A 14,561-nucleotide genomic window follows, 5' to 3' on the forward strand; every position below is an offset into this window, starting at 1 on the left:
TTGGGTTCCTTTACGTCAGCTCTAGAGCTTGATCTCGATGTTCACGTCCGCGGGCAGGTCGAGGCGCATGAGCGAGTCGACGGCCTTGGGCGTGGGGTCCACGATGTCGATGAGGCGCTTGTGGGTGCGCATCTCGAAGTGCTCGCGGGAGTCCTTGTACTTGTGGGGAGAACGGATCACACAGAACACGTTCTTCTCCGTCGGCAGCGGCACGGGGCCGACCACCGAGGCGCCGGCGCGCGTGACCGTCTCGACGATCTTGCGGGCGGAGGAGTCGATGACCTCGTGGTCATAGCTCTTCAGCCGAATGCGGATCTTCTGTCCCGCCATGGCGTTGTTCTGCCTTTTCTCTCAGACGACTGTGGTCTCCCACCCCCGACCCCCGCGCTCGGGCGTGTCGCGCACTCGCGACGCACTACCGCGCTGCTCGATCTCTCGAGATGTCGTGGGTGAGTGTGTGGCTGCCCGCAATGGGCAACCTGAATATTGTGCCAGATCCGCGGGGCGCTCGCAACACGGCGCCGAGGCTGCACGCGATGCCTCAGACTACCGCGGCACGTCCCCCTCGTCACCCCTTCGCTGCGAACGCCTCGCGACTCTGCTGGAATGCGAAAGCGGGGGCCCGGCCTGAGCCGAACCCCCGCTCGCGCTGAAGCAGCGGGTGCTTACTTGAGGATCTTGGTCACCGTGCCGGAGCCGACGGTGCGGCCACCCTCACGGATCGCGAAGCCCTGGCCCTCCTCCAGCGCGATGGGCTGGATGAGCTCGACCGTCATCTCGGTGGTGTCACCAGGCATGACCATGTCGGTGCCCTCGGGCAGCGAGATCACGCCGGTCACGTCCGTGGTGCGGATGTAGAACTGCGGGCGGTAGTTCGTGTAGAAGGGGTTGTGGCGGCCACCCTCGTCCTTGTTGAGGATGTAGCACTTGCCCTCGAACGAGGTGTGCGGCGTGGTGGTGCCGGGCTGGACCACGACCTGGCCGCGCTCGACGTCCTCGCGCTTGGTGCCGCGCAGCAGCAGACCGCAGTTCTCGCCGGCCCAGGCCTCGTCCATCTGCTTGTGGAACATCTCGATGCCGGTGACGGTGGTCTTCTGCGGCTCGCGAATGCCGAGGATCTCGACGTCCGAGTTGATCGCGAGCTTGCCGCGCTCCACCTTGCCGGTGACGACCGTGCCGCGACCGGTGATCGTGAAGACGTCCTCGATGGGCATGAGGAAGGGCTTGTCCATGTCGCGCACGGGCTCGGGGACGTTCTCGTCCACGGCCGTCATGAGCTCCTCGACGGACTTGACCCACTCCGCGTCGCCCTCGAGCGCCTTGAGCGCCGAGACCTTGATGACGGGGGCGTCGTCGCCGTCGAAGCCCTGCGACGACAGGAGCTCGCGGACCTCCATCTCGACGAGGTCGAGGATCTCCTCGTCGTCGACCATGTCGGACTTGTTGAGCGCGACCAGCAGGTAGGGCACGCCGACCTGCTTGGCGAGCAGCACGTGCTCGCGGGTCTGCGCCATGGGACCGTCGGTCGCGGCGACCACGAGGATCGCGCCGTCCATCTGGGCGGCACCGGTGATCATGTTCTTGATGTAGTCCGCGTGACCGGGAGCGTCGACGTGGGCGTAGTGGCGCGCCTCGGTCTGGTACTCGATGTGCGCGATGTTGATGGTGATGCCGCGCTCGCGCTCCTCAGGAGCCTTGTCGATGTCCTCGAAAGGCGTGAAGGGGTTGAGCTCCGGGTACTTGTCGTGCAGCACCTTCGAGATCGCAGCGGTCAGCGTCGTCTTACCGTGGTCGACGTGACCGATGGTGCCGATGTTGACGTGCGGCTTGGTCCGCTCGAACTTGGCCTTGGCCATGAGGGATTCCTCCAGATTTTTCTTTGAGACGTGAGGTAAAGATGCTAGTCCGTGAGGTGGCTGCGGGCCACTCGGGGCTTCATCCCTACTGGTCGCTATTGTTCCTTATTTCCAACCGGTGGGACTACTCGCCCCGGGTCTTCGCGATGATCTCGTCGGCAACCGCCTTCGGGACCTCCGCGTAGCTGTCGAACGACATCGAGTACACCGCGCGACCCGAGGTCTTCGAGCGCAGGTCGCCGACGTAGCCGAACATCTCCGACAGCGGCACCAGTGCGTCCACGACCTTCACGCCCTGAGCGTCGGTCATCTGACGAATCTGCCCGCGACGGCTGTTGATGTCGCCGATCACGTCGCCCATGTACTCCTCGGGCGTGCGGACCTCGACGGCCATCATCGGCTCGAGCAGCACAGGCTTCGCGAGGCGAGCGGCCTCCTTGAAGGCCATCGAGCCGGCGATCTTGAACGCCATCTCCGAGGAGTCGACGTCGTGGTACGCGCCGTCGAGCAGCGTCGCCTTGACGCCCACGACCGGGTAGCCGGCCTGGATGCCGAGCTCCATGGCCGCCTGGATGCCGGCGTCGACCGACGGGATGTACTCGCGCGGCACGCGACCGCCGGTGACGGCGTTGGAGAACTCGTACTGGACCTCGGCGTCGGGCTCGAGGGCCTCGAGCGAGATCTGCACCTTCGCGAACTGGCCGGAGCCACCGGTCTGCTTCTTGTGCGTGTAGTCGTACTTCTCGACCGTCTTGCGGATGGTCTCGCGGTACGCGACCTGCGGCTTGCCGACGTTCGCGTCGACCTTGAACTCGCGCTTCATGCGGTCCACGAGGATGTCGAGGTGGAGCTCGCCCATGCCGCCGATGACGGTCTGGCCGGTCTCCTCGTCCAGACGCACGCGGAAGGTGGGGTCCTCCTCGGCGAGCTTCTGGATCGCAGTCGACAGCTTCTCCTGGTCGCCCTTGGTCTTGGGCTCGATGGCCACGTCGATGACCGGGTCGGGGAACGTCATCGACTCGAGGACGACCTGGTGGTTCGGATTGCACAGGGTGTCGCCCGTGGTCGTGTCCTTGAGGCCGATGACCGCGTAGATGTGGCCGGCCTGGATGGTCTCGACCGGGTTCTCCTTGTTGGCGTGCATCTGGAAGAGCTTTCCGATGCGCTCCTTCTTGCCCTTGGTCGAGTTCACGACCTGGTCGCCGGTCTCGAGGTGGCCCGAGTAGACGCGCACGTAGGTGAGGCGGCCGAAGAACGGGTGCGCGACCACCTTGAACGCGAGCGCCGCGAAGGGCTCCTCGGCGTCAGCGTGGCGCTCGATCTCGATCTCCTCGTCGTTGGCGTCGTGACCCTTGATCGCGGGCACGTCCACCGGGGCGGGGAGGTAGTCGATGACGGCGTCGAGCATGGGCTGCACGCCGCGGTTCTTGAATGCGGAGCCGCACAGCACCGGGTAGATCTCGGACGCGATCGTCATCTTGCGGATCGCGGCCTTGATCTCCGACAGCGTGAGCTCCTCGCCGCCCAGGTACTTCTCGAGCAGGTCGTCGTCGGACTCGGCGACGGTCTCGAGCAGGGCGGCGCGGTACTCGTCAGCCTTGTCCTTGAGGTCAGCGGGGATCTCGGTGGTCTCGTAGGTCGCGCCCATCGTCACGTCGCCCTTGGCGTCGCCGGGCCACACCTTGGCGTTCATCTCGACCAGGTCGACGATGCCGACGAAGTCGTTCTCCGCGCCGATGGGCAGCTGGATGACCAGCGGCTTCGCGCCCAGGCGGTTGATGATGGTGTCGACGGTGAAGTAGAAGTCCGCGCCCAGCTTGTCCATCTTGTTGACGAAGCAGATGCGGGGGACGTCGTACTTGTCGGCCTGACGCCACACGGTCTCCGACTGGGGCTCGACGCCCTCCTTGCCGTCGAAGACGGCGACGGCGCCATCGAGGACGCGCAGCGAGCGCTCGACCTCGACGGTGAAGTCCACGTGGCCGGGGGTGTCGATGATGTTGATCTGGTTCTTGTCCCAGAAGCACGTGACCGCGGCGGACGTGATGGTGATGCCGCGCTCCTGCTCCTGCTCCATCCAGTCGGTCGTCGACGCGCCGTCGTGGGTCTCACCGATCTTGTAGTTCACACCCGTGTAGAACAGGATGCGCTCGGTGGTGGTGGTCTTGCCGGCATCGATGTGGGCCATGATGCCGATGTTGCGGACCTTGGTGAGGTCCGTGAGCACGTCCTGTGCCACGAGTGGTTCTCCTTGGGTTTCCGTCGAACGGGCGGCGACTACCAGCGGTAGTGCGCGAACGCCTTGTTCGACTCGGCCATCTTGTGCATGTCCTCACGGCGCTTCACAGCGGCACCCAGGCCGTTCGAAGCGTCGAGGATCTCGTTCATGAGGCGCTCGGTCATGGTCTTCTCGCGACGAGCGCGGGAGAAGTCGACGAGCCAGCGCAGCGCGAGCGTGGTCGAGCGGGTCGGACGCACGTCGACCGGCACCTGGTAGGTCGCGCCACCCACACGGCGGCTGCGGACCTCGAGGGCGGGACGGATGTTGTCGAGCGCACGCTTGAGCACGGTCACGGCGTCCTGGCCGGACTTCTCGCCCACGCCCTCGAGGGCACCGTAGACGATCGCCTCGGCGGTCGACTTCTTGCCGTCGAGCAGCACCTTGTTGATCAGCTGGGTGACGACGGGGGCGCCGTACACCGGGTCGTTGATGATGGGCCGCTTGGGGGCCGGTCCCTTGCGAGGCATTACTTCTTCTCCCTCTTCGCGCCATAGCGGCTGCGAGCCTGCTGGCGACCCTTGACACCCTGGGTGTCGAGCGAGCCGCGGACGATCTTGTAGCGGACACCGGGGAGGTCCTTCACACGACCGCCACGGACGAGCACGATCGAGTGCTCCTGGAGGTTGTGGCCCTCGCCGGGGATGTAGGCCGTGACCTCGATGCCCGAGGACAGGCGCACACGGGCGACCTTGCGAAGCGCCGAGTTGGGCTTCTTGGGGGTCGTCGTGTACACGCGGGTGCACACACCGCGACGCTGGGGGCTCGACTTGAGGGCCGGGGTCTTGGTCTTGCCCGGCTTGTCCTGCCGGCCCTTCCTGACCAGCTGCTGAATAGTAGGCACTACTTCTCCGTCTGTTGGATGTTGCGAAACTCGTGAGGGTCCGACCCCCGCGCCCGGGCGTGTCGAACTGGTGTGGCGCATGCCCATGCGGGCACGCACGAGGGCCCGGCGGCGCGGGCACGAATATCTACGATACCCGCACGGCGCGGCTCCGTCAAAGCAGAGAGCGCCGGCCGCCCGCCTCCCTCGCACCTGAACGGCAGAGGCGTGGCGACTCTCGCGGGTCGCAGGGACGCTCCTTATAGTAGTCCCCGTGTTCGCCTATGCCGCCGGGGCCCCCGACAGCCCCGGATACGCCGTCGTGACAGACCGCTTCCTGGTCCTGCTGAGCGCCGATGCGCCCGCGGAGACGGTGCGCGCGCTCCACCGTCTGCTCGACTCGCCGGCGGCGTCGGCTGAGGCGGCGATCGAGCGACTGTCGGCGCCGGAGGGAGCCGACAGGTTCGCTGTGGTCGAGATCGTCGACCCCTGGACCCAGACCTTCCACGTGTCGGTGCGCGGAGACATGCGGGTGGACATGGGCGGAGCCTCCACGACGCGCTTCACGTGGCCCCACGATGACGAGCTGCTCACCGGAGAGGCGGATGGCGTCGAGACGCTTCACCTCGCTCTCGGCGAGGTCGCCGGCGACAGCCCCAACCTGCCGCTGCGCCATGGCGCGGTGCTCGCGAGCGCCATCTTCCTCGACGCGGTCAACCTCAGCGAGGGTGCTGCGGAGCCCGACCCTCAGCACGACACGATCATCGCGGGCGCGGAGCCCGCGGTCGCCTCGCCGGCCTCGTCGCACCCCGTTGCTGCCCCTGCCCTGGCCACCGGCGCCGCCGCACCCGCCCAGCCGGCCCCTGGCCCGGCCGTGCCGGGCCAAGCCGAGGGCGCGACCCCGGCCCGCGCATCGGCCGCGACCGATCTGCCCCGCGCGGTGGATCCACGGCCGCGAGCCGTCGACCTGGCCTCGCTCATGGCGACCGGCCCGGCGCCGCTGTGGACGCTCACGCTGCCCGACGGCCACGAGCTGTACGCCGCGCCGCAGATCGTCGTGGGCCGGCGTCCGTGGCGGTCGAGCCCAGACGAGACCCAGACGTACTACGTCAAGGCCCCATCCCCGCATCGCGAGATCTCCAACAAGCACGTCGAGTTCACCGTCTCGGGAGGGCAGCTCCGTGCGCGCGACCTCGACTCCACCAATGGCACGGTCGTCGAGTCGCGCGACAAGCCTCCGCGACTGCTGCGCGACGGCAACGCCACGCGCCTCGACGTGGGCGACGTCGTCGACCTCGGCGAGGGCTTCCGCATCCGCATCGGCGCGCGCGCAGGGTCGTCTTAGTCACACTGTGATGGTCGACGGCGCGCGGTTTGGGCAGAATGTGCCTGGGTCTCAGAGACATAGGGGGTGAGGGCCGTGGCTAGACGTGCGACCGCACGCCCTCCCGTCCTGCCTGGCTACAGCTACATCCGCCCGCTCGGATCCGGCGGATTCGCGGACGTCTTCCTCTACGAGCAGGACATGCCGCGGCGCGTGGTGGCCGTCAAGGTGCTCGTGGACGACGCCGTCAACCCCGACGTCCTGCGAACCTTCAACGCCGAGGCCGACATCCTCGCGCGGCTGAGCGCCCATCCCTCCATCGTCACCATCCACCACGCCTCGATCTCTGCCGACGGCAGGCCGTACTTCGTCATGGAGTACTGCCCCGAGAACATGAGCGCCAAGTACAAGAAGGCCGCGCTCGGCGTGCCCGAGGTGCTCGACGCAGGCGTGCGCATCGCCGCCGCTCTCGAGACGGCGCACCGCAGTGGCGTCCTCCACCGCGACATCAAGCCATCGAACGTGCTGCTCACGACCATGGGCGCGCCCGCCCTCGCCGACTTCGGCATCGCCGCCGCGGTGTCGCGCAGCGACGAGGCCCCAGAGGTGTTCGCCATGTCGATCCCCTGGAGCTCCCCCGAGGTGCTGCAAGGCGACGTCTCGGGGTCGATCTCGTCCGAGGTGTGGAGCCTGGGCGCGACGCTGTACACGCTGCTGGCGGCCCGCGCGCCGTTCGAGCTGCCGTCGGGCGAGCGCATCCCACGGGAGCAGCTCCAGGCACGCACCATCAAGTCCAAGTACGTCCCGACCGGCAGGGACGACCTGGGCGAGCGGCTGGAGTCGGCACTCGCGCGCGCGCACGAGAAGCGCCCGGACGATCGCTTCCCATCGATGGCGGCCTTCGCCGAGGAGCTGCGCTGGGCGCAGTACGACCTGGGCCTGCCTCCGACCGCCTTCGACGTGGTCGACTCGTCCTGGGCCAGCGCCTCCGCACCGGTCGACTTCGAGCAGGACGCCTCGCGCGGGCCCGTGATCTCGACGGTGAGGCAGGACTCGCGGCGCGCCGAGCGGGCCAAGGCGCTCGCGTCCCAGCAGCGCATCCAGGAGCAGCGCGCGTCGGAGGGGACCGCCAAGCGGTCGACGGTGAGGGCGGGGGCGATCGGCGCCGTCGTGGGGGGGATGGTCGTGGCCGCCGCCGCCGTCGGAGCTCTGTTCGCGACGGGGGTGCTGTAGGTGGCCTCCGCTCCCCCGCCCGTGCGCCGGCGCGGGCCCGTGCTTCGCTGGTCGGCGGCCGCGGTCGCCGCGGTGACCGTCGTCACAGGCGCCGTCCTCGCGCAGGGCTACGACGAGCAGGAGATGCCGCGGCTCGAGACGGGCGTGTGGGTCACCCGCGACGACGGCCGCTACGCGCGCGTCAACACCGACCTGGGCGAGCTCGAGCTGGTGCGAGCCGTCGCGGAGCCCGCCGGCGTCACCCAGGCGGGGTCCCGCAGCGTCGTCTACACGCAGGGGTACGCGCAGGCGTGGCCCATCGACCCGTCGGCGCCGTTGGACCTCGTCGACGGCGGCGAGGACGGGCCGTCCCCAGCCGCGCAGCTCGCGAGCCCCACCCCCTCCGGAACGCAGCAGGTGGCAACGGCGGGCGACTATCTGCTGTACCGCACCGCGCTCGGAGAGGTGTACCTGGGGACCTACCCCGAGCAGGGCGCTCCGATGGGGTCCACCCAGCTCCTCGATCCGCTGGCCGGTCAGCAGGACGAGCAGGCGGACGACTCCGAGCGGTACGCCGCAGCGGCGGTCGCCGTCGACGACTCCGGAACCGTGGTCGCGTACTCGGCCGCCGAAGAGGCGATCCGCGAGTTCGACGCCTCCGACGGCACCTGGACGGGTGAGCCCGTGCCCGTCAGCCCCGCGCCCGCAACCGAGGCCGAGCTGTCTCTGTCCTTCGCGGACGACCTCTGGGTCATGCTCGACGCGACCACCGGGCAGCTGTGGGTCGAGGGCGCGGACGCGCCCGTCGCCCTCGAGCTCGAGCCCGATGCGGTGCTGCAGGCCACCGCGTCCGCAGCGGATGGCGTGCTCGTCGCCGACGGCGCCGGGCTGACGCGCGTCGACACCGTCACAGGCACCGCGGAGCGCATCGCCAATGCGTCGGGCACTCCGGCGCCTCCCGTCACCATCGACGGCAGAGGCTACGCAGCGTGGGTGAGCACTGCCGGTGCGTCCCTGTGGGATGCGGCCACGGGCGCCGTCACGTCTCTCGAGGTCGAGCCCGGCACCTTCGACGATGTCCAGGCCACGGCGCCGGCGTTCCGCTCGAACGGCGACCGTGCTGTCCTGTCAGAGTCCGGGACCGGCACCATCTGGACCCTGCCGGACGGCGAGCTGGTGCCCGCCGCCGCGTGGGACGCCGTCGAGGACACAGACGAGGTGCTCGGCGAGCGGGCGGTCGAGGACGTGGTCGAGCAGGAGCCACCGGTCGCCGTCGACGATGCCCTGGGCGTCCGAGCCGGATCCGTCGTGTCCCTGCCAGTGCTGTACAACGATCACGACCCGAACAGCAAGGACGTGCTCACGATCGACTCCGCAAGCATCTCCGGCCTCGACGACCCGGACTTCGGCGAGCTCGGCCTGGTGTCCCAGGATCAGCAGGCTGTGATCCGCGTGCGCGCCGCGTCTGGATCGACCAGCTTCACCTACGCCGTGACGGATGGCACCGCGACCTCCGAGGCCGCGACCGTGACACTGTCGGTGGTCCCGGAGAGCGAGAACTCGGCGCCGGTATGGTGCGGCGTCGACGCGTGCACCCAGGAGTGGCCGCGGCCCCAGATCGCGCCGGGAGGCTACTCCGAGATCCCGATCCTGCGCGGCTGGGTCGACCCCGAAGGCGATGCGATCGTGCTGACCGATGCGCGAGCGGACGACCTCGACGCCCCCGTCACCGTGGTGCCGTCTGACGACGGCTCCGTCGCCATCCGCCACCTCGACCCCAACGCCGGCGATGCGGTCATCCCCATCACCGTGACGGTCGCCGACGCGTACGGGCTCGAGAGCACGCGGGTGCTCGAGCTCCAGGTCACCGGCGCACCCGCGCTGGAGGCCCAGCCCATCGCGCTCGCCGGGGCACTCGGCGAGCCGCGCAGCGTCGAGATCGCCGACCATGTGAGCGGCGGGTCCGGCTCGTACCGGCTCGTGGACGCGCTGCTCACGCAGGCGAGCGATGACGTCACGGTGACGCCGATCGCCGCGAGCGGGGCGATCGAGCTGACGGCGCAGGCGCCCGGCCGCTTCAGCGCCACGTACACGGTCGAGGACACCGTGACGAACGCTCAGGCGACGGCGACGCTGCGGTACACCGTCGCGGAGGAGAGCCGCCCGATCACGATCCCGCCGCTGACCGCGTTCGTGCGCGCTCAGGAGGACACGACGGTCGACGTCCTCGCGGCGGCGCAGGAGACCTCGGGGCGCGTGCTGATGATCGCTGAGGCGACGAGCGCCGACCCGAACCTCAGCGTGAGCGTCGTGGGGACGTCCTACGTGCGCGTGAGCGGCACGACCGAGGACGGCGAGCCTGGTCGTGTGGGCACGGCGGACGTCCTGGTCGCGGACGGCGCCGGCAACACGGCCTCCACGCAGCTCACGGTGTTCCTGCTGCCTCCCGCCGACGGGCTCGGACCCATCGCGATGCCGGACACCGTCTCGGTGCGTGCGGGCAGCCAGATCGACATCGACGTCCTCGACAACGATGCCTCGCCGCGAGGAGAGCGGCTGATGCTGTCGCCCGAGATCGAGGGCTCGGGGCTCGCGGACGAGCTCGCGTTCGCGTCAGGGAAGACCCTGCGCTACCTCGCGCCGGCGACTCCGGGCGTGTACACGCTGCGCTACACGACCTTCATCGAGTCCGACGTGTCGCGCACCGACAGCTCGAGGGTCACCGTCACCGTCCTGCCCGAGGGAGCGAACCTCCCGCCTGAGCCCCGCACCCTCACGGCACGAGTGCTCGTGGGGCAGTCCGTGCGCATCCCGGTGGATCCCGCAGGCATCGACCCCGACGGCGACGCCGTCACCCTCGTCGACGTCAGCCAGCCGCCTCCAGCGATGGGCACCGCGTCCGTCTCAGGATCTGGCGCAGCCATCAACTACCGCGCGCCCATCCTTCCTGTCGAGGGCGGGCAGGTGACGTTCACCTACACCGTGGTGGACGAGCAGGGCGAGGCGGCGACCGCATCGGTGCGGGTGGGAGTCCTCGGCAGCGAGCTCAGCGATGTCGCTCCGGTCACGTACAGCGACTACGTGAGCGCGCAGGTGGGCTCGACGTTCCCCGTGCCCGTGGAGCCGCTGCTCAACGACTCGGATCCGCTGCAGGGCGAGCTGCGAGTCATCGACGTCCGCCCGAACGCGACGCCGGAGTCCTCGGAGTACGCGCGGCTCGAGGCGCTGCTCGACCGCGCGGCATTCGAGGCCGATGGCACCATCGCCGTGCTGCCGGGCGACGTCGCGGGCACTCACTCGTACATCTACACCGTGGAGTCCCCGGTGTCGCTGTCGACGGCGGAGGGCCGCATCGTCGTCGACGTGTCCGAGCAGGCGAACCCGTCGACGCTGCGCATCCAGGACACCGTGCTGACGGCGCGGACGCGGCACGACCTCGAGGCCGGCGTCGATGTCGTCTCGGGCAAGGTCCAGTGGCAGGGCGGCGATGTCTCCGGCCTCCGGCTCGCGCTGTGGGACGAGGTCCCGTCCGGGCTGACCGTCAGCGGCTGGACCGTCTCCGGCAGCCTCCCCCGCGAGCGCACGATCGTGCCGTTCTCGCTCACGGGCACCGACTACGCAAGCGAGCAGGTCACGAGCTACGGATTCCTGCGGATCCCCGCACTCGACGACATGCGCCTCCAGCTCGCCGCTGACATCGCACCCATCACGGTTGAGGAGGAGGCATCCGTCGACATCGACGTGCGCGAGCTGCTGGACATCGGCCCGACCGACGCCGTCGAGCTGCGGGACGACCCGGTCTACGCCGTCCAGCGCCCGAGCGCGCGGTGCACCCCAGGTGGTGGTTCGACGGTGACCTACGCCGCGGGTCGCGAGGCCCCCTGGGCGGACACGTGCTCCGTGGTCGTGCGCCTCGCGAGCCAGGACACGTGGAGCGTCGTGGCGGTGCCGCTGTCGATCGTGCCGCTCGACCCCCAACCCATCCTGGGGCCCGTCAGCCGCACCATTCGGCCGGCCGAGGACGACACCGTCGACCTCATCGGTGAGCTCGTCACCTGGGAGGGCGGCCGCGTGGGCGACGTCGCTGACCTCGCCCTCACGACGACGTACTCCGGCTCGGCATTCGAGGTCACGACAGCGGGCGGGGTGCTCACCGCCACGGCCAGAGCCGATGCTGTGCCCGGCACGCGCGAGGTCGTGCGCGTGTCGACGCCCACCTTCGGGGGCCTCGAGACGACCGTGACGCTCGTCGTGGGCGCCGCGGCCGAGGATGCGCCGCGCGGCGCGACCTTCCGCCAGACGTGCGACGTCAGCGCCTCCAGCCGCTGCACCATCACGGTCGCCGGCGTCGCTGGCGAGTACGACCCATTTGCGGGCGCCGCCGGCGGCGGGCTGACGCTCGACACGGTCGGATCCTCCGGCACCGTCTCCTGCTCGGTGGCGACGGTCACGAAGGCCTCCGACACCCAGGTCACGGCGACCTGGCCGAGCGGCCCGCGGCCTGAGGGCGGCGAGTGCGTGGTCAACTACACCGTGGTCGACGCTCAGGGCCGTTCGGGCGCCGGCACGCTGACGATCGACGTCCAGGGATACCCCAAGCCTCCGGCGAGCGTCACGACGAGCGGGTACACGGGCACCTCCGTCACGCTCGACGTCGCCTTGGGGCCGGCCGCGCAGGCGCATCCCCCCGTGACGAGCGTGGCGATCCTCCGAGGGGGCGGCGCGGTCGACGCGGCCTGCTCCTCCGCCGGCGCGTCGCTGTACCGGTGCACCGTCTCCGGCCTCGAGAACGGCGAGCAGGCGACCTACACCGCCCGTGCCGTCAACGCTGTGGGCGAGTCGCTTGACTCGACTCCCCACACCACGTGGGCGTACGAGAGCCCTGAGATCAGCTCCGTGACCGCCGCCCCCGTGTATCGCCCCACCACGACCTCCGCGACGCAGGGAGCCGTCGAGGTGACCGTCCAGTCGAGCAGCGACACCCGGTCCTTCACTGTCTCGGGCACCGACCGGACCATCCAGCGCAGCGGTGCCTCCACCACCTTCGAGATCGCGCTCCCCGTGGGACCGCAGGTGATCCAGGTGGTGCCGGTGAGCGGCTTCCGGCCGCCCACCAGCACCGACAACCTGGGTCAGGCCAAGAACGCCTCCGTCACGGTCGCCGGAAGTCCGTCGTTCGCCCAGGGCATCGACGCTGACGCGAACGGCACGTCCATCACGGTCTCCGGCGGGGGCCTGCAGACCAACTCATCGCAGCTGGCGCGCTCCGAGGTCTGGTTCGCATGGACGGGCTCGACGCCGTCCTGCTCGATGGACGGGTCCGGGCGCGCGCGCGTCGACGGCGCGTACCGCACGTCCTCCACCAGCACCATCAGCGGCCTGGAGGAGCGCGTCCGCTACCGCGTCGCGGTGTGCGGCTCGAACGGGTATGGCGCGGTCATGAGCGGTCAGGACGACGCCTACACGTGGGTCGAGTACAACGCGCCCAACGGCAACGCGACCTACCGCGTCGCCACCACCTGGGAGCAGTCGGGGCGCACCTATCACGCCCCGCTCCGCGACGAGCCGTCGCTCGCCCGCAACAACGACGACGGCACCTTGTACTACTGGTACGACGGCCGCAACCGCTCGACCGAGTTCCGCGTGCGCGAGGACGTCATCGAGGACATCACCGCCGCCTACTGCAGCACCTTCATCATCGAGTACTGCGGTGGCGAGCGAGCCATCACACCCGCGTCGGGGTCGCCTGCGGCGCCGGTGACCGTCACCTTCCCCGCGGCCCCGGGCGTCACACACCCCGATGGGTCAAGCCAGGACGCGTGCTGGCCCCAGGGCGCGCCGCCGGGATCAGGCACGGTGTCGATCAGCGGCGCGGCGAGCGGGTCCGCTTCGATCACCGTCGCCGATGGCTCCTTCACCGTGACGTTCTCCGGCGCGTTCGCGACGCTCGAGACCATCACGCACCCCTTCACCACGTGTGATCCGCCGCCGGACCCGGATCCGACGCCCTCACCCGAGCCGTCCCCGTGACGCATCCGTCCATCATCTTCTCCCGAGAGGCATCCTCATGACGATCTCGCCCGAACAGGCCCAGTGGTACACCGAGACGTTCTCGCTGCTCGCCGACAACGTCGAGCGCGCGATCCTCGGCAAGCGCCACGTGGTCGAGCTCGTGCTCGCGACAGCGCTCACCGGAGGCCACGTGCTCCTCGAGGATGTGCCGGGCACCGGGAAGACGGCGCTCGCCCGGACCCTCGCGCAGACGGTCAAGGGGACGTCGTCGCGCATCCAGTTCACCCCTGACCTGCTTCCCGGCGATGTCACCGGCGTCACCATCTTCGACCAGAAGAAGGGCGAGTTCGAGTTCCATGCCGGCCCGATCTTCGCGAACATCGTGCTCGCCGACGAGATCAACCGGGCGAGCCCCAAGACGCAGTCGGCGCTCCTCGAGGTCATGGAGGAGGGCCAGGTCACCGTCGATGGCGTCACCCGCCACGTGGGCCGCCCCTTCCTCGTCATCGCGACCCAGAACCCCGTCGAGCAGGCTGGCACGTACCGGCTCCCGGAGGCGCAGCTCGACCGCTTCATGATCAAGACGTCCATCGGGTACCCCGACGACGCGGCAACCCTGCGCATCATCCAGGGCGCCGCAGGTCCGGCGCCCGAAGTGCCAGCGATCGTGACGCCGGACACCATCGTCACGATGGCAGAGCTGTCGCGCTCGGTCTACCTCAACCCGCTCATCGCGGACTACATCATGCGGATCGTGGACGCGACGAGGCGCGCGAGCGAGGCGCGCCTGGGTGTGTCGGTGCGCGGCGCGATCTCGCTGACGCGCCTGGTGGCGACGTGGGCTGCTGCCCACGGCCGCACCTACGTCACGCCTGACGACGTGCGTGACCTCGCTGTTCCCGCGCTCGCGCACCGTCTCATTCTCGAGCCCGAGGCAGAGTTCGACGGCGTCACCCAGGTCGACGTGATCGGGCAGGTGCTTCTCGACGTGCCGGCGCCGTCGGAGAACGGGGCCAGCTGAGCCGTGTACGAGCACACGGAGACCCAGCACGGTCA

General features: G+C 69.5%; 9 protein-coding genes. 4 read left to right on the forward strand and 5 right to left on the reverse strand.

The features are described 5' to 3' along the window. Positions 1–21: 21 nt before the first annotated feature. The 5 genes from rpsJ to rpsL form a co-directional block, all read right to left on the reverse strand. Entirely contained in the window at positions 22–330 is a 309-nt protein-coding gene (gene rpsJ, locus B7K22_RS03930; RefSeq protein WP_042213186.1) for a 30S ribosomal protein S10, read from the reverse strand. 335 nt (positions 331–665) lie between these two features. After that, the gene (tuf, locus tag B7K22_RS03935; RefSeq protein WP_084038529.1) at positions 666–1,856 is read right to left on the reverse strand and encodes an elongation factor Tu; all 1,191 of its coding nucleotides are present in this window, start codon (positions 1,854–1,856) and stop codon (positions 666–668) included. 124 nt (positions 1,857–1,980) lie between these two features. After that, positions 1,981–4,095, reverse strand: coding sequence for an elongation factor G (gene fusA / locus B7K22_RS03940; protein WP_084038531.1), 2,115 nt, complete (start codon positions 4,093–4,095; stop codon positions 1,981–1,983). A gap of 38 nt (positions 4,096–4,133) precedes the next feature. After that, a complete protein-coding gene (rpsG, locus tag B7K22_RS03945) occupies positions 4,134–4,604 on the reverse strand; it encodes a 30S ribosomal protein S7 (RefSeq protein WP_084038533.1) in 471 nt (156 codons plus the stop codon). Then, positions 4,604–4,978 (reverse strand): 30S ribosomal protein S12, encoded by a 375-nt coding sequence (gene rpsL, locus B7K22_RS03950; protein WP_061960979.1) that lies wholly within the window; start codon positions 4,976–4,978, stop codon positions 4,604–4,606. Before rpsL ends, rpsG begins: the two co-directional genes overlap by 1 nt. 253 nt (positions 4,979–5,231) lie before the next feature. Between rpsL and B7K22_RS03955 the strand changes: the two genes are divergently transcribed. The 4 genes from B7K22_RS03955 to B7K22_RS03970 all read left to right on the forward strand — a co-directional run bounded on the left by B7K22_RS03955 (position 5,232) and on the right by B7K22_RS03970 (position 14,526). Further along, positions 5,232–6,302 (forward strand): FHA domain-containing protein, encoded by a 1,071-nt coding sequence (locus B7K22_RS03955; RefSeq protein WP_084038535.1) that lies wholly within the window; start codon positions 5,232–5,234, stop codon positions 6,300–6,302. A 75-nt stretch (positions 6,303–6,377) separates the two neighbouring features. Then, entirely contained in the window at positions 6,378–7,514 is a 1,137-nt protein-coding gene (locus B7K22_RS03960) for a serine/threonine-protein kinase (RefSeq protein WP_084038537.1), read from the forward strand. After that, positions 7,515–13,523: an Ig-like domain-containing protein gene (locus B7K22_RS03965; protein WP_084038539.1), complete on the forward strand. Its 6,009-nt coding sequence runs from the start codon at positions 7,515–7,517 to the stop codon at positions 13,521–13,523. A 37-nt stretch (positions 13,524–13,560) separates the two neighbouring features. Then, the gene (locus B7K22_RS03970; RefSeq protein WP_084038541.1) at positions 13,561–14,526 is read left to right on the forward strand and encodes a MoxR family ATPase; all 966 of its coding nucleotides are present in this window, start codon (positions 13,561–13,563) and stop codon (positions 14,524–14,526) included. The last annotated feature ends 35 nt before the right edge of the window (positions 14,527–14,561 follow it).

Source organism: Demequina sp. NBRC 110053 (assembly GCF_002090095.1).
GTDB lineage: Bacteria > Actinomycetota > Actinomycetes > Actinomycetales > Demequinaceae > Demequina.

Excerpts from the sequence above, each read along its gene's own strand:
- tuf (WP_084038529.1), bottom strand. The coding sequence starts at position 1,856 with ATGGCCAAGGCCAAGTTCGAGCGGACCAAGCCGCACGTCAACATCGGC.
- rpsG (WP_084038533.1), bottom strand. The coding sequence starts at position 4,604 with ATGCCTCGCAAGGGACCGGCCCCCAAGCGGCCCATCATCAACGACCCG.
- rpsJ (WP_042213186.1), bottom strand. The coding sequence starts at position 330 with ATGGCGGGACAGAAGATCCGCATTCGGCTGAAGAGCTATGACCACGAG.
- B7K22_RS03970 (WP_084038541.1), top strand. The coding sequence starts at position 13,561 with ATGACGATCTCGCCCGAACAGGCCCAGTGGTACACCGAGACGTTCTCG.